Below are 17,432 nucleotides of genomic sequence, written 5' to 3'. Positions count from 1 at the left end.
CCCCCATGCCAATCGACGACATCCTGGGCGAAGCCGCCAAGCCGCAACGCGGCATCCAGTCGCTGGACAACACCGGCCAGTTGCTTGCCGCGCTGGTCGCGGCCGGGCGGCCGCTGCCCTTGCGCGACCTTGCACGCGCGGCCGGCATGCCGCCCGCTAAAGCGTTCCCGCATCTGGTCAGCCTGCAGAAGATCGGCTTGCTGGCGCGCGACGCGGCGGGCAATTTCCTGTCCGGCTCGCTGGGCCTTGAACTCGGGCTGATCGCCTTGCAGCGGCTCTCGCCAACCCGCGAGGCCGAGCCGGAAGTGATCGAACTGGCGGGCGCGACCAGCCTGAGCGTGGCAATGGCAGTGCTTGGCCCGCTGGGGCCGACCGTGGTCCGCCTGGAGGAAGCCGCGCGGCCGCAGCACGTCAGCCTGCGGGTCGGCACTGTGCTGTCGCTGGTCAATACGGCGATCGGCCGGCTGTTCGCGGCGCACCTGCCGGAGCCTGTGCTGATTGGCCTGCTGGGCCAGGACGCGCTGCGGCTCGCAGGTGTACGGAAATCGGAAGTCGTCGAAGCGGACGGCGGCGCGGGCGAAGCGCTTGTGCCAGCGTACGCGGCCCGGCTGGCGCAAATCCGCGCGCAGCGGATCGACAATGCGCTGAGCCGGCCCGTGCCCGGCATCGACACTCTTGCGGCGGCCGTGTTCGACCACACCGGCAGCATTGCGCTCGTCATCGCCCTGATTGGCACATCGGGCAGCTTCGACAGCGGTACGGATAGCGCAACGGCCGGGACCCTGTTGCAGGCGGCGCGGCGATTGTCGTGGCGGTTCGGCGCGATGGAGCCGATGGAGCCGATGGAGCCGGTAGAGGCAGCCGCCGCGAACGGATAGCCGCCGCTTACTTTCCTTTTGCCACGCGCCGGGGCCGCTTGGGTTGCGGCGCAGGCGCCGCCGCCGCCGCCTCATCCTCGCCATCGTCGACCCGTGGATAGTGTTCGAAGGTCCGCTTCACCAGCTCGCGCAGCCAGATGATTGCCGGGTCATGGTGGAAACGCGGATGCCAATGCTGCTTGATGGCGAATTCCGGCAGTGCCACCGGCGGCTGCATCACGCGCACCGTGCCGTAGCGGGCAAAGACGTTGGCGAGCTCCAGCGGTACCGTGGCGATCAGGTCCGGCTGCTGCTCCATCAGCAGCGGCACTACCAGGAAGTGCGGCGTCGACAGGTAGATATTGCGCTGGATGCCATGGTCGTCAAACGCGCTGTCATACGCCGCGCTGGCGCGCCCGGACAGCGTGACCACAATCTGCGGCATGCGCTGGAACTGCTCGAGCGTCAGGGCGTCGCCAACCTCCTGGTTGCGCGCGCTCACGATGGTCACGAACGAGTGCATGAACAAGCGCTGCTGGAACAAGCCTTCCGGCGCGGCGCGAATCGATCCCAGAGCCAGGTCGGCCTCGCCCGTGCTGAGCATGCCCTCGATCTGCTGTAGTGGAACCTGCAACGTGCGCAGCTTGCAGTGCGGTGCCTCGCGGCGCAGCCTGCTGATCAGCGGCGGCAGGAAGACCAGCTCGCCCATGTCGGTCATGCACAGGTTGAACGTGCGCCGTGCCGCTAGCGGATCGAAGCGGGACTGCGATAGAACTTGCTGCCGCACAGTGGCCATCACGCCCACAATGGCCTCGGTCAGCTCCTGCGCCTTGTGCGTGGGCATCATGCCTGCTGGTGTCTTGACGAACAACTGGTCGTCGAAGAAGGCGCGCAGCCGGTTCAACGCGTGGCTCATCGCGCTTTGCGTCAGGGCCAGCTCTTGCGCGGCCTTGGTCACGCTGCGCTCGCGCAGCATCGCATCGAACACCGTAAGGAGGTTGAGGTCCAGCTCATCTGCATGCATGGCGTACATTCTCGCTATTAGGTGGATGACGTTGACGCATGTTTCCTCCAAATCTATTCTGCAGTCAAGGACCCCGGAGATGGGTCGCCGCACTGGAGACAAGACATGACACCCCACGCTCGCACGCGACGCCACCTGCGTCCCGGCCTGCAAGGCGCATTGCCGCCATCCTGACTCCCCGCTTTTTTTTAACGCCCGCGACACGCATCGCTTGCAAGCAATGCGTGCATGGCAACGTGCGCCCTGAATCTGCGCGCCGGGCGCAAAGTGAACGCTCCAAGGAACCCCGCATGTTCATCAAAAACACCTGGTATGTAGCCGGCTGGGATAAGGAAATCCCTGGCGAAGGCATGTTCTCCCGCACCATCATCGGCGTGCCTGTCGTGATGTACCGCAAGGAAGACGGCAGCATCGTCGCGCTGGAGGATCGCTGTTGCCATCGTGGCGCGCCGCTGTCGGTCGGGCGCAGGGAAGGCGATTGCATCCGCTGCATGTATCACGGCCTGAAGTTCGACAGCGCGGGTAGATGCATCGAGGCGCCCGCGCAGGAGCGCATTCCGCCGCAGGCCAAGGTGCGCAAGTTCCCCATCGTCGAGCAACACCGCTGGGTGTGGATCTGGATGGGAGACCCGGACAATGCCGATCCATCGCTGATCCCGGATACGCAGTGGCTGGACCATCCGGAATGGCGCAGCCTGGACGGCTACATCCACTACGACGTGAATTACCTGCTGATCTGCGACAACCTGCTGGACTTCTCGCACCTGCCGTTCGTTCACCCCACCACCTTGGGCGGCAGCGAGGACTATGCCGCGGTGCGGCCCAAGGTGGAGCGTATCGAGGGCGGCGTGCGGATCACGCGCTGGGCCATCAATACCGAAGCGCCCGCCTTCGCCAAGGCCGTCAAGGATTATCCGGGGAAGGTCGATCGCTGGAACATCTACAACTTCACGATCCCCGCCATCCTGTTAATGGATTCCGGCATGTCTCCCACCGGCACGGGCGCGCCGGCGGGCATGCGCGTCGATGCCGCCGAATTCCGTGGCTGCCAGGCCATCACCCCCGAGACGGAAAACTCCACGCACTACTTCTTCGCCCATCCGCACAACTTTGCCATCGACAAGCCGGAAGTCACCGCGTCGATTCACCAAAGCGTAGTCACCGCGTTCGACGAAGACCGCGAGATCATCTCGGCGCAGCAGCGAAGCCTTGAGCTTGAGCCCAGCTTCAAGATGATGCCGTTTTCCATCGACGCCGCGCTTTCGCAATTCCGTTGGGCGGTGAACCAGAAGCTCGAAGAGGAAGCGGCGGCGTCCGCGCAGAGGTAGCCCGGCATGCTCGAACTGATCGTATCCAGGGTGACCGCGGAGGCCGAGGGCATACTCGGCATCGAGCTGCGGCGCCCCTGCGGCGGCGCCTTGCCGGCGTTCACCGCGGGCGCGCACATCGATGTGCACCTTCCCGGCAATATCGTCAGGCAATACTCGCTGTGCAACGACTCCGCGGAAACCGACCGCTACTGCCTTGGCGTGGGGCTCGCGCCCTCGTCGCGCGGGGGCTCGCAGTATGTCCACGAAGGACTCAAGGAGGGCGACGCGCTCGCCGTGAGCGCGCCGCGTTCGCTCTTCGGCATCGACGCGGCTGCCTCGGCGCATCTGTTCATCGCCGGCGGCATCGGCATTACGCCGATTCTCAGCATGATCCGTTGGTGCGAGGCCAACGGCCGGCCGTGGAAACTGCTCTACTGCATGCGCTCGCGCCAGCGCGCGGCCTACCTGGATACGTTGTCGCGCTACGGGGAAAGGGTGCAACTGCATGTCGATGACGAGAGCCAGGGTGCGCTGGCGGATCTTGCCTCCTTTCTTGGCGGGCTGCACGAGGGCGGTCACGTGTATTGCTGTGGGCCTTCGCCACTGATGGATGCGGTGGCTGCCAAGGCGGAGGCGGCAGGTGTGCCACGCGCTGCCACGCACTTCGAGCGCTTCAGCGCGGATCCGCGGCAGGCCGCTGCCCATGCCGATGCCGATGCGGACGAGGCTTTCACGGTTGTCCTGCACCGGCACGGCGGCCGTTTCACCGTGCCCGCCGGTTCCACCATTCTCGAAACGCTTGAGCACAATGGCGTGCCGTTGCCGTTCTCCTGCCGCGAGGGGCTGTGCCGCAGTTGCGAGGTGCCCCTGCTGTCCGGCAAGGCGGACCACAGGGACTACGTGCTGAGCGACGCAGAGCGCGAGGCCAACACCGCCATCATGATCTGCGTTTCCCGGGCGCTGACTCCCGAGCTGGAACTGGACATCTGAGCACGCCGCGCAGCCCCGCCGCCTGGCAAAAGCACCACAACACGCGCCACCCAGATGGCCGCGATCATCCAAGGAGACAAGACCATGTTCCATCCCATTCGCTCAATACTGGCTGCCGTGCTCGCCATGGCCGGCCTGGCAGCAACCCCCGCACGTGCCGATATCAACGTCGGTGTCACCCTGTCGCTGACCGGTCCGGCGGCGTCGCTCGGCATGCCGGCAAAGCGCGCGATCGACCTTCTGCCAAGGGAGGTCGCCGGGCAGAAGCTGAACTTCATCCTCCTCGATGACACCTCGGATCCGAGCGTCAGCGTGCGCAACTTTCGCCGCCTGGTGGATGAACACAAGGTGGATGTGGTGATGGGCTCCTCGGTTACGCCGTCCACCATTGCGCTGGTCGACGTTGCCGCCGAGACCAAGGTGGCGTTGATGAGCCTAGCCGCCAGCGCCAGGATCGTCGAGCCGCAGGACGAGAAACGACGGTGGGCATTCAAGGCGATCCAGAATGAGAACCTGATGATCGGCGCCACGCTTGACCATATGCAACAGGCTGGGACGAAGACGCTGGCATTCATGGGCTTCTCGGATGCCTATGGCGACGCGTGGCTGTCCGCACTCCAGCCGCTGGCGGACAAGGCCGGCATCAAGCTTGTGGCGACGGAGCGCTATGTCCGCACGGACACCAGCGTCGTTGCGCAGACACTGAAGATCATCGCCGCGAAGCCGGACGCCGTCCTTGTCGCCGCATCCGGCACACCCGGCGCTCTGCCGCAGAAAACGCTCACCGAGCGCGGGTACAAAGGAAGCGTCTACCAGACCTACGGCATTGCCAACCGGGACTTCCTGCGCGTTGCCGGAAAGGATGCGGAGGGCGCAATCTTCGCGGTTGGGCCGGTGCTGGTCGCGGACCAGCTTGAACCAGGCAGCCCGATGCGACCCGTGGCGCAGGATTTCGTCAAGCGCTACGAGGCTGCGTACGGCCCTAACTCAGCCTCGATTTTCTCGGCTAATGTCTGGGATGCGGGCCTGGTGCTGCGCGCGGCGATTCCCGCCGCCCTTGGCAAGGGCAAACCGGGCACCGAGGCGTTCCGCATTGCGCTGCGCGACGCGCTGGAGAGCACCAGCGGCGTCGTGACGACCCAAGGCGTGACGACGATGTCCCGGACCGACCATGTTGGCTACGACAAGCGGGCCGCGGTGCTGGTCCAGATCCAGAATGGCGTATGGAAATACCTGAAGTAGATCGTTGCCAAAGTGGCTGTTTCAACATGAAGCGAAGCGGTTCTGGCAAGGCGCGCGGGCGCAGACAGTACAAGCGGTACGGCCAAGGCCGCGCAACGACGCCAGAATCTCTTTGAAACGGCCTCTAAGGCTTGCCGCTGAACTTGCGGTGCAATTGCGCCAGCAGCGGCGAGCGCGGCAGCAGATCGGCCTTGCTCTCCAGTTCGATCAGCCGGCCGGAGCGGTGCAGGTCTTGGATGATGCGGTCCACCGCCGCCGCCGTGTCTTTCTCGCCCTTGCGCACCCAGGCCACCTGCGGGGCGGGATCGACCTCGTCGGGCAGCACCGCGTAGTCGCGCCATTCCGGATCGCGCGCCACCAGCGTGTTCAGTGTCACGCTCTCATGCACGGCTGCCACGCATGAGGCGCCGCCGCGCAGCGCCAGCAGCGATTCGGACATGCCTTTGAAGCCTTTGAGCTCGGCGCCGTATTGCGCGCTCAGCGGCTTGGCATAGCTGCTGCCCTGCGAAAGGCAGACCGGCTTGCCGCGCAGATCCTCCCAGCGCCTGATGCCGCTGCGCTTGAGAAAGACCGCGGTGCCGCCGTTGCGATAGTACGGCGTGGGTGCGTAATCCATCTGCGTGGCACGCTCTGGCGTGAGCAGCATGCTGGCAACCAGCAGGTCCACCTTGCCTTGCTGCAGGAACTGTACGCGGTTGGCTGGCAGCACGGGTACCAGTTCGGCTTGCACGCCCAGGTCCCTGGCGATCTGCCTGGCCAGATCCGGGTTGAAGCCGATCATCTCGCCGCTGGCCGGATCGATCGAGCCGAAGCCGCCCGTGCCGTTGACGATGACGCCGATGCTGACTTTATTGCGCTGGTGGATGCGATCCAGCGTGGGGTCGGCGTGGGCGGCGGCGCTGCCGAGCAGGGTGGTGAGCACTAGCGCAAGGAGGGTGCGGCGTGGTGAGTCAGATAGCCTGGACATGGGAATGCATACTGGTGAGGTGTAGAGCGACGGCGTGATGCCGGCATGCGCGCCTTGTGCGGAGCAAGCGCTTGTCAATCGTCGGCCAGCTGGAACAGGCAATCGCCGCGCTGCGTGAGCGCGGGCACGCGCTTGCAGATCACCTGCCCGCTTGCCGGGAAGCGGGCGATCGCCGGCTCGCGCGCGAGGCTGTGCGGCGTATGCAGCAGCGCCGCAGGCTGGCCGGCGACCACGCGATCGCCAAGCTGCACCAGTGGCTCGAAGATGCCGTCTTCCCGCGCGTAAACATAATGGCGCTCCCGGTCCACGCGCAGCAGGCGGGTGGTGTGCGGCGCCGCGGCAGGCACCAGCGGGCCGCGCACAACGCCAAGGTGCCCGAGCAGATGCAGCAGGCCTTGCCACGCATCTTGCAGGGCCACGGCATCCACCATGCCCGCGCCACCGAGTTCGGTCAGTAGTGCCAGCACGCCCTGGCGGCGCGCCGCCGCCAGCAAGCCGACCGGGTTGGGAACCTCATTGATGAAGGTGTGCGGCAGGCCGAAGGCATGCACCGCGTCGAGCAGTCGCGCCTTGGCGGCAGCGTCTTGCGCAGCCTGGGCAAACAAGGTGGCGCCGTGGTATTGCAGTGAACTGCCGCCGGAGTGCAGGTCGATAGCCAGGCTCACGCGCGTGAGCAGCGAACGCTCGATATAGTCGGCGATGACTTGCGTCGGCGTGCCGCGCGCATCGCCAGGGAAGCTGCGGTTGAGATTGCCGCCGTCCAGCGGCGATGCGCGCAGGCCCGCTTGCGCGGCCGGATAGTTGGCCATCGGCAGCAGGATCACCTGGCCCTGCACCATCTCCGGCGTGAGCGCGCGGATCAGCCGCGAGACCAGGATCTGGCCTTCGTATTCGTCGCCGTGGTTGCCTGCCATCACCAGCACGGCGGGGCCTTCGCCGTTGCGTACCGAGGCGATCGGGATGGGCAGCCAGCCATAGGCGGAGCGATGCGCGGAGTGCGGCAGGCGCAGGTAGCCGGTGTGCTTGCCCGGCGCGCCGAAATCGACTTCGCTGTGGATGGGGGAGGCGGGCGCGTGCCCCGGGGAGGAAGCCATGGAGAAGCCTTCGGGTGATGGCCGCGCGAGCCGTGCAGCTCGCGCGGCGTACGGAAACACGTCACTGTACGCAGCCGGCCCGGCGTGCGGAAGGAACAATTCGGCGCATGGATATGCGTACGGCGCGCGCACGCTTTGACTTCCGGTCGCCACGGCTGCCATGCTGGCAGGTTTTCCGGATTTGCTACTGCGGTTTTATTCTTGGACCGGCATGCCGTCGCTTACCTAGACTGGTTGCCTGGCATCTCGCCAGCTCAATCAATGCCAGCAACGTCTTCAAGGTGAACGGCTTATGAACCTGCGTGCAATTTTCTCCACGGTCCTCGCCGCCACGACGGCGCTCGCCATCGGCGCGGCCCCGGCGCTGGCCGCCGACAAGCCCATCAAGGTCGGCGTGCGCGGCGGCGTGGACGAAGAGATATGGGAAGTGGTGACCAAGGTGGCCAGGAAGCAGGGCCTCAACGTGGAGCCGATCGTGATTACCGGCACCGCCAGCCCCAACGAGGCGCTGAACAATGGCGATCTCGACGCCAACGCGTTCCAGCACAAGCCGTTCCTGCGTGACCAGATCAACCAGCGCGGCTACAAGATCGTGGCGGTGGCGGATACGCTGATCTCGCCGATCGCCTTTTACTCGCGCAAATACAAGTCGCTGGAGTCGCTGCCGCAGGGCGCGCGGCTGGGCATTCCCAATGATCCGAGCAACCAGACCCGGGCGCTGGTGATCCTGCGCGATCATGGGCTGATCAAGCTGCGCGAGGGCTTCGACCCGTACACCGGCACGGCCGCGCTGGGCGATATCACCGCCAACCCGAAGAAGCTGGACCTGGTGGAAAGCGCCTCGGTGGTGCTGGCGCGCTCGCTGCCGGACGTGGATGCCGCCGCCGTGGTCAACACCTTTGCCTACCAGGCCGGGCTGATTGCCACGCGCGATGGCATTGCGGTGGAGAAGAAGGAGCACAACCCGTACGTCAACGTGATCGCCGTGCGCGAGCGTGACAAGGCCGCGCCGTGGGTGGCACCGCTGATCAAGGCGTACCAGTCGGACGAGGTGCGCAAGTTCATCCTGACCAAGTACCAGGGCTCGGTGATCCCGGCGTTCTGATGTGGTGGATGTCGTTGTTCACGCTGTTCATGCTGTTCATGTCGTTCCCGGAGGATTTTCATCGTGTCACAGGCGCCCCCGCTGCAATCAAGTCCGCCGCACATCGTCTTCGAGCAGCTTGGCAAGCACTACCCGGGCGCGCCCGCGGCCGCTTTGCAGGAAGTGTCGTTCACGGTGGCGCGCGCGGAGGTCTTCGGCATCATCGGGCGTAGCGGCGCGGGCAAGTCCACGCTGTTGCGCACCATCAACATGCTGGAGCGCCCCAGCGCTGGGCGGGTGCGCGTGGATGGCGTGGACGTGGGCACGCTGGATGAAGATGGCCTGGTGGCGCTGCGCCGGCGCATTGGCATGATCTTCCAGCATTTCAATTTACTGTCGGCCAAGACCGTGTTCGAGAACGTGGCCTTGCCGTTGCGCGTGGCCGGCGTGCCGCGCGCGGAGATTGTGCCGCGCGTGATGGCGTTGCTGGAACTGGTGGGCCTGGCCGACAAGGCGCAGGTTTATCCGGCCACGCTGTCCGGCGGGCAGAAGCAGCGCGTGGGCATTGCGCGCGCGCTGGTGCACCGCCCGGAGATCCTGCTGTGCGACGAGGCTACCTCGGCGCTGGACCCGGAGACCACCGAATCGATCCTGGCCCTGCTGCGGGATATCAACCGCACGCTTGGACTGACCGTGGTGCTGATCACGCACGACATGGCGGTGATCCGCCAGGCTTGCGACCGCGTGCTGGTGCTCGATCAAGGCCGTGCGGTGGAACTAGGCACGGTGTGGCAGGTGTTTGCCGAGCCGCAGGCCGCCGCCACGCTGGCGCTGCTGCGCCCGCTGCGGCTGGATTTGCCAGTGCCGGCCGGCGGCGAGTTTGCCAATGCCATGCATGCCGCCAATGCGGCCAACGCGTCGTACGCGCGTGCGCGCGCCAATATCGAGATACAGGCTTATGTTCCCGCCAATGGCTGACAAGTACGTGAAGGCGCTGGGCGAGACCTTGCTGATGGTGAGCGCCGCCTGCCTGGTGGTGTTCGTGTGCGGCATGGCGCTGGCCATCGTGCTGACGTTGAGCGCGCCGGGCGGCTTGCGCCCGCGTCCGCGGCTGCACCGTACGCTGTCGGCGCTGGTCAACACCTTCCGCTCGATCCCGTTCATCATCCTGCTGGTGGCGATGCTGCCCGTGACGCGGCTGATCGTCGGCACCACCATGGGCACGTGGGCGGCGGTGGTGCCGCTGAGCGTGCACCTGATTCCCTTCTTTGCGCGCATTGCGCAGGTCAGCCTGAACGAGATCGATCCGGGCCTGATCGAGGCCGCGCGCGCCATGGGCTGCCGGCGCTGGCACATCGTGCGCCACGTGCTGCTGCCCGAAGCGCTGCCCGGCATCGTTGGCGGCGCAACCGTCAGCGTGATCGCCATGATCGGCTCGTCGGCCATGGCCGGCGCGGTGGGCGCCGGCGGCCTGGGCGACCTGGCCATCCGCTACGGCTACGAGCGTTACGAGACCGCGGTGATGTTCAACGTGATCGTGATCCTGGTCGCGCTGGTCACGCTGGTGCAGTTCGGCGGCGAGCGGCTGGCGCGGCGCTTCGACCACCGGCGCTGAGCCGGCCACGGAGCGCGTGTCGTTACCGCCGTACTGACGGTTACTGGGGACGACTGCCGGTCACTGGCGATACGACGGATCGCTGCGATCGAGCTGCCGCAGCAGGGCGGCCCAGTGCTTGCGCGTGACGGGGCCGCCGGCATTGCTCACCACCAGCTCCGCCACCTTGCGCGCCACGGCATCCGGCGCGATCACCAGGGGCGCGCCGCCGGATTGCGCGGCCAGCTGCGCCACGCAGGCGCGCTCCAGCATATGCAGTTCCTGGAAGGCTTGCGCAATGGTGGGCGCGCAGGTCAGCAGGCCGTGGTTGCGCAGGATGAAGATGTCGCGCTCGCCTAGGTCCGCCACCAGCCGGGAGCGTTCGTCCAGGTCGATGGCGATGCCTTCGTAGTCGTGATAGGCCACCCTGTCGAAGAAGCGCATGGCGTGCTGCGAAATCATCAGCAGGCCATCGCGCTGTGCCGACACGCCGATGCCGGCGGCGGTGTGGGTATGGAGCACGCAGCCCACGTCGTGGCGCGCGGCGTGGATGGCGCTATGGATCACGTAGCCGGCCGGGTTGATGCCAAGGCCGGTGTCGTCGCGCAGGATTTCGCCATCGATATCGACCTTGACCAGGTTGGACGCGGTGATCTCTTCGAAGGTCAGGCCATAGGCGTTGATCAGGAAATGCGCATCCGGGCCCGGCACGCGCGCGGAGAAGTGCGTGTAGATGTGATCGGTCCAGCGGAACTGCGCCGCCAGCCGGTAGGCCGCCGCCAGCTCCACGCGCACGGCCCACTCGGCGGGCGAGACCTCGGTCTGGACGGCGGGGAAGTGCAGGGAGGGGAGGGAGAGGCTCGGGTCCGACAAGGCAAGCAGCGGTTCGGTGACGGCGTTCATGCGGCGCTCCGGAAGAAGGGGGGAGCGGAATATCATACGGCTGCCTCTCGGGCTTGCCAACGCCGCAATCGGCATATGGAAATGCACGGGCGATATGCAGCAACGCGGCGGCGATGCGCCATCCCGTAGAATTCCCCCTGCGCGGTCGTGCCGATGCACCGCGCATCATGCACGCACCTAGCACAGCACATAAAACCAATAAAGCAGGAGAGCCCCTTGAAGCAGCCCTTTGCCCTCATCGCCGTCGCAGCAGCATTGACGATGGCCGCCACCTTCGCCCACGCCGCTTATCCCGAGCGGCCCATCAAGCTGATCGTGCCCTTCCCGCCGGGGCAGGCCACCGACATCTTTGCGCGCGCGCTGGCCGAGCGGCTGGGCAAGCAGCTTGGCCAGCCGGTGGTGGTGGACAATCGTGCCGGGGCGGGCAGCAACCTCGGCATGGAGATCGCCTCCCATGCCGCGCCCGATGGCTACACCCTGGTGATGGCCGGCAGCGCGATGGCAATCAACCAGACGCTGTACAAGAAGCTGAACTACAACCCGCGCCAGGATCTCCAGCCGATCTCCGGCGTGTTCTCAGTGCCGCTGGTGTTCCTCGCCACGCCGGCTTCCGGCATCGTCTCGCTGCGCGACCTGATCGCCAAGGCCAAGGCCGCGCCAGGCAAATACAGCTACGCCAGCGCGGGCGTGGGGGGGACCCAGCATCTGTCGGCCGAAATGCTCAAGGCCCAGGTGGGCATCTTCATGGTGCACATCCCCTACAAGGGCAGCGGCCCGGCGCAGTCCGACTTTCTCGGCAACCAGATCCCGCTGATGGTGGATTCGGTGACGGCGGCGCTGCCCCTGATCCAGTCGAAGAAGGCCGTGCCGCTGGCGGTCACGGTGGCCAAGCGCACGCCGCAGCTGCCGTCGGTGCCCACGGTGCGCGAGCAAGGCGTTCCCGGCTTCGAAGCGCTGGGCTGGGCCATCCTGATGGCGCCCAAGGGCCTGCCACCCGCGCTCGTGAGCCAGCTCAACGCGGAAACGGTGAAGGCGCTGCAGTCGCCCGAGCTGTCGAAGTTCATCACCGACCGCGGCTCGGAGCCGATGCCGATGAGCCCGGAGGAAACCGGCAAGTTCGTCGACAGCGAGATCCAGAAGTGGGGCGCGGTGGTGAAACGCTCGGGCGCGCAGGCGGACTGAGCACGTAGAGGCGGGCACCCGGGCTTGACCTGCGCAAGGCGCTGGTGAGCGCCCTCGCCCTCGCCTTCGTGCCGGAAATCTGCCCTGGGCTCGACCAGGGCGTTTGTGGAGGGAGGGGAAAGACTGCCAACCGCCCCTTCGCCATTTGCGGCGGCGTGCAATGGAATAAATCCTGGACGCCAAGCGTTTACTTAACCGGGCCACAGTTCTTCTGCGGTGGATGCATCGTGTGCGATTTGCCACTCTGGTTCCGGGCCACCCGTGGGCACGCGATCGCCGAACTTGTGCTTGCCACATTCGCATCGCTGGCGGGCGCCGTCAGCCCGACTTAGCCAATCGAGGCGGACGGGCGGCCCGATCGGTATGCCGGCCGAAAGGAACTGCACCTTTCTGCAGTGGAGAATGGTCATGCAAAATCGTTTCGCCAAGTGGCTGGCCGGCACCGCGGTTGCGCTGTCTGCCTGTGCGTCCCTGCAACCCCTCCAGACTGCGCAGAAAATGATAGGCAGCCCGGCAAGCTCCGTGCGCGAGGCCTTTGGCGCGCCCACGGAGACCCATCAGCTCGCCGACGGTACCAGCCGGTGGATCTATTCGCACCAGCCCTTGGGATATGAGGTCTACGCCGCGGATTTCGACGGGAACGGAAAGCTCGTCAACTTCCGCCAGATGTTGACCGAGAAGGAGATCTACGAGGCAAAGCCGGGGGTCTGGACCAAGCGCGACGTGGCCGAGCGCTTCGGCCTGCCGCGCGAGCCTGTCCAGTACTACCCGCTCATGAAGCGCGAGGCATGGTCGTACCGGCTCTATGCGAATGGCTATCAGCCTGCCCACTTTAGTGCCTACTTCGACGACCAGGGCGTACTGGACCGCACGATGATCATCGTTGATTCGCTTGGAGGCGGCCGGCGGCGCAAGTGATGCTGCAACTGCTGATGCCCCCGGTTTTCGACGTTGTCCAGCGACGGTCGAAGCGTGCAATCGGCATCGGCTCTGCGATCCGTTGCAGCAGTCGTCGTTGACCGCCTCTCTCACCGCACCCATCAGAGAGCAAGGTGCACGGCAGGCAGGAATTGGCCACGCTGTTGCGCGTTCTGGAACAGGATGGCGATGCCCTCGCCGTCGTCCACAACGATATCCGGTGCCTTGTCGCCATTGAGGTCGCCCACGGCCATTGTGTTGGCGCCTTGGAAATTCCCGATCCTGACTGGATTGCTGAACGCCCCGCGTGTTTGGCCCTGGAAGTAGATTTGTACGCTCCCATTGAACGGCGGGGCGCCACTCGCATTCGCCGTGACGATATCCGGCTTGCCGTCGCCGTCGATATCGCTAATGGCAATGGCCATCGGCGCATGGGCGGACGGGTAGCTGACCGCGTTCAAGAATCGCCCAGGCGATGCGGCGTCCTGAAGCAGCACGGACATACTGGGGCTCGACCCGTCGCCGGCGCCTTGGTTAGCCACGGCCAGATCCGGCTTGCCGTCGCCGTTCAGGTCACCAATCGCGATGGCCGTCGGTTGGAGTCCAACCACATACTCCGTCGCCGGCAGGAAGGTTCCAGGGGTGACGCCATCCTGCATAAAGACCAGCACCTTACCAGGAGCGTTGTCCACGGCAGCCGTTACCGCGATGTCCAGACGGCCATCGCCGTTCAGGTCGGCGAGGGCAATTGCCCCGGAACCTGTGGCAGTCATGATCGACTGGGACAACACGAACGTGCCGGGCTGCGTCGCGCTCTGCGTGAAAACCAGAACCGTCGGACCGGCTGATGCCGGAGTCGCCGTCACGACGATATCGGGTCTGCCGTCACCGTTGACATCGCCGATGGCCACATCGTTGATGACGTGCGTTCCGATTGGCACTAGTTGTGGGCTGAGGAACGAGCCGGGATGGCTCGGGTCGTGCCTGAGAATGACGAAGTTATTGGGAAGCAGCATACCGGCCTTGGTGTTCTGGCTTCCCAGGACGATGTCTTTCCCGCCATTGCCGCCGAGGTCCCCGAGCGCCAGTCCTGAGGGATCGAATTCCGCGCCGAAGCGCACGCTAGCTGTGAAAGTACCCGGCAACAGTGGATTCTGCGTCAGAACGGCGACAAATCCCGGGTGCGGGGGAGCAGAGTGAACGATGGCGGCTGACACCACCAGATCGGGCGCGCCATCCTGATTGACATCGCTGATGACCACGTTGGCGGGTGAGACAAATGCGGGGATGACGTTACCGCCACCGCCACCGCCACCGTCCCCTCCACCTCCACAGCCCTGGATGGCCAAGGTCAGGGCGACCAATGCCAGCGGCCTTGCGCTCCTCGCCACGTAATGGCGTGAAGCCATGTATACGCGGGGAAACAGATTGTTGATCATCGCGTACTTCTTGTTCTTCATCTTGCACTCGCGGCCCCCGGCCCGCCATGAAGGCGATGGCCACTCCGCGGAGGCGCACTCGATGGATTCAGTATAGAAAAAATCCGGTGCGCCGCGCTGTTCGCCCCCGCGCTATAGCGCACGCACGGGAATACACAGCTCGCAAGTCAGTGAGCCCGTTCGCGCGTCCAGCGCCGACACTGCCGAGAACCGCTCGAAGCACGGGCGCTCGTCGCATTGCAGACCGCTGGACGGCAGCCATTCCCGGGTCAGCCAGGTCCATGCCTGGGCGATGGTGGCAGGGGCGCCGCTGAATTGCGCCACGGCGTAACGTCCGCCCGGCAGGACGGAGATGCTGGCCTGGCCGCTGGGCTGGAAGGTCTCAGGTATCTCCACGCAGGCGTCGTAGCGGCACTTGTCCGGCGGCGTGATGCCGGGGGCGTCGTGCCCGATGCCGTAACACGTTTGCCCGGCCAGGCCGTTGGCGTGCATCCATGGCGCGACGGCTTCACGCCAGAAGGTGCCGATCGCCGGACCGTAGGGGCCGATGTGGCGTTGGTAGGCGACACGTGCTTCGGGTAGATCGATGACGCGGACTTCCATATTGCTCTCTCCATCTGTTTGGCAGGAGAGGCCATGGTCGATGAAAGCACCGCCATCCACCTGATCGGCATTGCGCAGGACCTGATCCGGATTGCTATGGCGGTTGGCCAGGCGCGCGCGCGCCGCCGCGGCCTGCGTGGCCCGGTGTTCGGCTGCGCCGGCGCGCCAGGCAGAGGGCGTGCAGCCAAACTTGAGCTTGAAGGCGCGCGCGAATGCCTCGCCGGAGCCGAATCCGGTGGCTAGTGCGATTTCCAGCACCGAGGTGCCGGATTTGCAAGCCAGCTGAAATGCGGCGGACTCGAGCCGGCGCCGGCGTGCGTAGTCGCCCAGCGTCTCGCCCATCCAGGCCGCGAACAAGCGATGAAAATGGAAGCGGGAAAAGTTCGCGACGTCCGCCAGTTGGGCCAGGTCGAGCGGTGTGTCCAGATGCTGGTCGATATAGTCGAGCACGCGGTTCATGCGCCGCGTGTACTCCGCGCGATGGATGCGCAGTTGCGATGGGTCTGACTGCGGGCCTTCTGCTTGGTCGGTGGGTGCCATGGCTGCGGATTATGGCATGACGGCGACAAGCGCAAACCGTCCCGACCAACGGAAAACGCCCCGCGCTGGGCGGGGCGTTCAACCGTTCAACCGTTCGACTAATCGACCAGTTCGCCCGGCCGCGCGCGCTCATGCAAGCCAGCGCGGGCCGGCAGCCGTGCTCAGGCAAGCGCGGGGTAGTCGATATATCCTTCTGCGCCCGAGTGGTAGTAAGTCTCCGGCTGCGGCGCGTTCAGCGGCGCGTCGATCTGCAGGCGGCGCGGCAGGTCCGGGTTGGCGATGAACAGCTGGCCAAAGGCCACCGCGTCGGCTTCACCGGCTTGCAGCACGTGCTCGGCGGTTTCCTTGGTCATCTTCTCGTTGGCGATATAGGTGCCGCCAAATGCCTTCTTCAGCGCGGGGCCGAGGCGGGGCTCGCCCAGCGCTTCACGTGAGCAGATGAAGGCAATGCCGCGCTTGCCGAGTTCGCGCGCCACGTAGCCGAAGGTGGCCGGCAGGTCCGAGTCGCCCATGTCGTGCGCATCGGCACGCGGTGCCAGGTGAACGCCCACGCGCGATGCGCCCCACACGTCGATGCAGGCGTCGGTCACTTCCAGCAGCAGGCGGGCGCGGTTTTCGAGCGAGCCGCCGTAGGCGTCGGTGCGCTTGTTGGTGCTGTCCTGCAGGAACTGGTCGAGCAGGTAGCCGTTGGCGCCGTGCACTTCCACGCCGTCGAAGCCGGCGGCCTTGGCATTCTCGGCGCCGTGGCGGTAGGCCGCGACGATGCCGGGGATTTCATCGGTTTCCAGCGCGCGCGGCGTGACAAACGCGCGCTTGGGGCGCACCAGGCTGACATTGCCCGCGGCGGCAATGGCGCTGGGCGCCACCGGTAGTTCGCCGTCCAGGAAGACCGGATCGGAAATACGGCCCACGTGCCACAGCTGCAGGAAGATGCGGCCGCCGGCGGCGTGCACGGCATCGGTCACCACCTTCCAGCCAGCGACTTGCTCGTCGGACCAGATGCCCGGGGTGTCGGCATAGCCCACGCCTTGCGGGGTGACAGAAGTGGCTTCGCTGAGGATCAGGCCTGCGGAGGCGCGCTGCACGTAGTACTCGGCCATCAGGGCGTTGGGCACGCGGCCGCCGCCCACTGCGCGCGAGCGCGTCAGCGGCGCCATGATGACGCGGTTGGGGAGGTCGAGGTCGCCGATGCGGATGGGGTCGAAGAGAGAGGTCATGTCAGTTTGTCTGGGTGTCGAGGAGAGTGGCGCACCGTGGGTGCGTAAGTAGGCGCTCGCGCGCCGCGGGTATCAAAGATCGCTGTGCATGTGATCGAGAAAGGCCTGGATGGTCTGCTCGTCACGCTTGAAAAAAATCCATTGGCCAACCCGCTTGGAAGTCACCAGCCCGGCGCGTTGCAACGTGGCGAGATGTGCCGACACGGTGGATTGCGACAGTCCGGTGCGCGCGTCGATCAGGCCCGCGCAGACGCCCAGCTCGAGCGGATAGTCCTGCACGGCGAAATTCTCCTGCGGGGCTTTCAGCCAGGCGAGGATGCTGCGCCGTACGGGATTGGCCAGGGCCTTGTGGATGGCGTCGATGTCCATTGCGTGGGTTTGTCCGGTATCGGAGGCGCGGGCTGTTTCGCGTTTTGGCGAAACATATATCCGCTTCTCACAAAATTAATATCGTGACTATACGATATA

At 65.7% G+C, this 17,432-nt stretch carries 17 protein-coding genes; 9 read left to right on the top strand and 8 right to left on the bottom strand.

What is annotated here, in order from left to right; translation table 11 throughout:
* Positions 1-5: 5 nt before the first annotated feature.
* A complete protein-coding gene (locus AC1RQC_RS11495) occupies positions 6-878 on the top strand; it encodes an IclR family transcriptional regulator (RefSeq protein ID WP_492883382.1) in 873 nt (290 codons plus the stop codon).
* A 7-nt stretch (positions 879-885) separates the two neighbouring features.
* On the opposite strand, the gene AC1RQC_RS11490 is transcribed toward AC1RQC_RS11495, so the two are convergent.
* Positions 886-1,881, bottom strand: a complete 996-nt coding sequence (locus AC1RQC_RS11490; RefSeq protein WP_492883380.1) for a LysR family transcriptional regulator — start codon at positions 1,879-1,881, stop codon at positions 886-888.
* A 290-nt stretch (positions 1,882-2,171) separates the two neighbouring features.
* On the opposite strand from AC1RQC_RS11490, the gene AC1RQC_RS11485 reads away from it, so the two are divergent.
* The 3 genes from AC1RQC_RS11485 to AC1RQC_RS11475 all read left to right on the top strand — a co-directional run bounded on the left by AC1RQC_RS11485 (position 2,172) and on the right by AC1RQC_RS11475 (position 5,423).
* A complete protein-coding gene (locus AC1RQC_RS11485; RefSeq protein ID WP_492883378.1) occupies positions 2,172-3,209 on the top strand; it encodes an aromatic ring-hydroxylating dioxygenase subunit alpha in 1,038 nt (345 codons plus the stop codon).
* Between the two features lie 6 nt (positions 3,210-3,215).
* The gene (locus AC1RQC_RS11480) at positions 3,216-4,181 is read left to right on the top strand and encodes a PDR/VanB family oxidoreductase (protein ID WP_492883376.1); all 966 of its coding nucleotides are present in this window, start codon (positions 3,216-3,218) and stop codon (positions 4,179-4,181) included.
* An 84-nt stretch (positions 4,182-4,265) separates the two neighbouring features.
* Positions 4,266-5,423, top strand: a complete 1,158-nt coding sequence (locus tag AC1RQC_RS11475) for an ABC transporter substrate-binding protein (RefSeq protein ID WP_492883516.1) — start codon at positions 4,266-4,268, stop codon at positions 5,421-5,423.
* A 124-nt stretch (positions 5,424-5,547) separates the two neighbouring features.
* Here AC1RQC_RS11475 and AC1RQC_RS11470 read toward each other — a convergent pair whose 3' ends face one another.
* On the bottom strand, positions 5,548-6,390 hold the full coding sequence (locus AC1RQC_RS11470; protein ID WP_492808216.1) for a transporter substrate-binding domain-containing protein: 843 nt from the start codon (positions 6,388-6,390) through the stop codon (positions 5,548-5,550).
* Between the two features lie 74 nt (positions 6,391-6,464).
* Positions 6,465-7,484, bottom strand: a complete 1,020-nt coding sequence (locus AC1RQC_RS11465) for a succinylglutamate desuccinylase/aspartoacylase family protein (protein ID WP_492370467.1) — start codon at positions 7,482-7,484, stop codon at positions 6,465-6,467.
* Positions 7,485-7,776: 292 nt separating this feature from the next.
* Here AC1RQC_RS11465 and AC1RQC_RS11460 point away from each other — a divergent pair, with 292 nt between their 5' ends.
* From AC1RQC_RS11460 to AC1RQC_RS11450, 3 genes are all read left to right on the top strand, one after another.
* Positions 7,777-8,589: a MetQ/NlpA family ABC transporter substrate-binding protein gene (locus AC1RQC_RS11460; protein WP_492883374.1), complete on the top strand. Its 813-nt coding sequence runs from the start codon at positions 7,777-7,779 to the stop codon at positions 8,587-8,589.
* A gap of 63 nt (positions 8,590-8,652) precedes the next feature.
* On the top strand, positions 8,653-9,546 hold the full coding sequence (locus AC1RQC_RS11455) for a methionine ABC transporter ATP-binding protein (protein WP_492808212.1): 894 nt from the start codon (positions 8,653-8,655) through the stop codon (positions 9,544-9,546).
* Complete coding sequence (locus AC1RQC_RS11450; RefSeq protein ID WP_150984309.1) at positions 9,527-10,183, top strand: methionine ABC transporter permease; 657 nt, start codon at positions 9,527-9,529, stop codon at positions 10,181-10,183. The genes AC1RQC_RS11455 and AC1RQC_RS11450 overlap by 20 nt, the downstream gene beginning before the upstream one ends.
* Positions 10,184-10,243: 60 nt before the next feature.
* Here AC1RQC_RS11450 and AC1RQC_RS11445 read toward each other — a convergent pair whose 3' ends face one another.
* Complete coding sequence (locus AC1RQC_RS11445; protein ID WP_492883372.1) at positions 10,244-11,065, bottom strand: class II aldolase/adducin family protein; 822 nt, start codon at positions 11,063-11,065, stop codon at positions 10,244-10,246.
* A 216-nt stretch (positions 11,066-11,281) separates the two neighbouring features.
* Here AC1RQC_RS11445 and AC1RQC_RS11440 point away from each other — a divergent pair, with 216 nt between their 5' ends.
* Positions 11,282-12,247, top strand: coding sequence for a tripartite tricarboxylate transporter substrate binding protein (locus AC1RQC_RS11440; RefSeq protein ID WP_492883370.1), 966 nt, complete (start codon positions 11,282-11,284; stop codon positions 12,245-12,247).
* Between the two features lie 408 nt (positions 12,248-12,655).
* Entirely contained in the window at positions 12,656-13,165 is a 510-nt protein-coding gene (locus AC1RQC_RS11435; protein ID WP_492883368.1) for a hypothetical protein, read from the top strand.
* A 122-nt stretch (positions 13,166-13,287) separates the two neighbouring features.
* Here AC1RQC_RS11435 and AC1RQC_RS11430 read toward each other — a convergent pair whose 3' ends face one another.
* The 4 genes from AC1RQC_RS11430 to AC1RQC_RS11415 form a co-directional block, all read right to left on the bottom strand.
* On the bottom strand, positions 13,288-14,625 hold the full coding sequence (locus AC1RQC_RS11430) for an FG-GAP repeat domain-containing protein (protein ID WP_492883366.1): 1,338 nt from the start codon (positions 14,623-14,625) through the stop codon (positions 13,288-13,290).
* A 111-nt stretch (positions 14,626-14,736) separates the two neighbouring features.
* Complete coding sequence (locus tag AC1RQC_RS11425; RefSeq protein WP_492883364.1) at positions 14,737-15,747, bottom strand: AraC family transcriptional regulator; 1,011 nt, start codon at positions 15,745-15,747, stop codon at positions 14,737-14,739.
* Between the two features lie 161 nt (positions 15,748-15,908).
* Positions 15,909-16,964, bottom strand: a complete 1,056-nt coding sequence (locus tag AC1RQC_RS11420) for an alkene reductase (RefSeq protein WP_174427523.1) — start codon at positions 16,962-16,964, stop codon at positions 15,909-15,911.
* Between the two features lie 72 nt (positions 16,965-17,036).
* The gene (locus AC1RQC_RS11415) at positions 17,037-17,333 is read right to left on the bottom strand and encodes an ArsR/SmtB family transcription factor (RefSeq protein WP_174427524.1); all 297 of its coding nucleotides are present in this window, start codon (positions 17,331-17,333) and stop codon (positions 17,037-17,039) included.
* Positions 17,334-17,432: the final 99 nt, after the last annotated feature.

Source organism: Cupriavidus sp. GW822-FHT03E04, assembly GCF_058801495.1.
The sequence above is the reverse complement of the archived record's forward strand: the minus strand, read 5'-3'. Positions and strand labels throughout refer to the sequence as shown.

What these genes read in the sequence shown, in the direction of transcription:
- AC1RQC_RS11495 (WP_492883382.1), top strand. Translation starts at nt 6, where the DNA reads ATGCCAATCGACGACATCCTGGGCGAAGCCGCCAAGCCGCAACGCGGC.
- AC1RQC_RS11445 (WP_492883372.1), bottom strand. Translation starts at nt 11,065, where the DNA reads ATGAACGCCGTCACCGAACCGCTGCTTGCCTTGTCGGACCCGAGCCTC.
- AC1RQC_RS11460 (WP_492883374.1), top strand. Translation starts at nt 7,777, where the DNA reads ATGAACCTGCGTGCAATTTTCTCCACGGTCCTCGCCGCCACGACGGCG.
- AC1RQC_RS11485 (WP_492883378.1), top strand. Translation starts at nt 2,172, where the DNA reads ATGTTCATCAAAAACACCTGGTATGTAGCCGGCTGGGATAAGGAAATC.
- AC1RQC_RS11450 (WP_150984309.1), top strand. Translation starts at nt 9,527, where the DNA reads ATGTTCCCGCCAATGGCTGACAAGTACGTGAAGGCGCTGGGCGAGACC.
- AC1RQC_RS11425 (WP_492883364.1), bottom strand. Translation starts at nt 15,747, where the DNA reads ATGGCACCCACCGACCAAGCAGAAGGCCCGCAGTCAGACCCATCGCAA.
- AC1RQC_RS11470 (WP_492808216.1), bottom strand. Translation starts at nt 6,390, where the DNA reads ATGTCCAGGCTATCTGACTCACCACGCCGCACCCTCCTTGCGCTAGTG.
- AC1RQC_RS11465 (WP_492370467.1), bottom strand. Translation starts at nt 7,484, where the DNA reads ATGGCTTCCTCCCCGGGGCACGCGCCCGCCTCCCCCATCCACAGCGAA.
- AC1RQC_RS11420 (WP_174427523.1), bottom strand. Translation starts at nt 16,964, where the DNA reads ATGACCTCTCTCTTCGACCCCATCCGCATCGGCGACCTCGACCTCCCC.
- AC1RQC_RS11435 (WP_492883368.1), top strand. Translation starts at nt 12,656, where the DNA reads ATGCAAAATCGTTTCGCCAAGTGGCTGGCCGGCACCGCGGTTGCGCTG.
- AC1RQC_RS11415 (WP_174427524.1), bottom strand. Translation starts at nt 17,333, where the DNA reads ATGGACATCGACGCCATCCACAAGGCCCTGGCCAATCCCGTACGGCGC.
- AC1RQC_RS11475 (WP_492883516.1), top strand. Translation starts at nt 4,266, where the DNA reads ATGTTCCATCCCATTCGCTCAATACTGGCTGCCGTGCTCGCCATGGCC.
- AC1RQC_RS11430 (WP_492883366.1), bottom strand. Translation starts at nt 14,625, where the DNA reads ATGAAGAACAAGAAGTACGCGATGATCAACAATCTGTTTCCCCGCGTA.
- AC1RQC_RS11480 (WP_492883376.1), top strand. Translation starts at nt 3,216, where the DNA reads ATGCTCGAACTGATCGTATCCAGGGTGACCGCGGAGGCCGAGGGCATA.
- AC1RQC_RS11490 (WP_492883380.1), bottom strand. Translation starts at nt 1,881, where the DNA reads ATGCATGCAGATGAGCTGGACCTCAACCTCCTTACGGTGTTCGATGCG.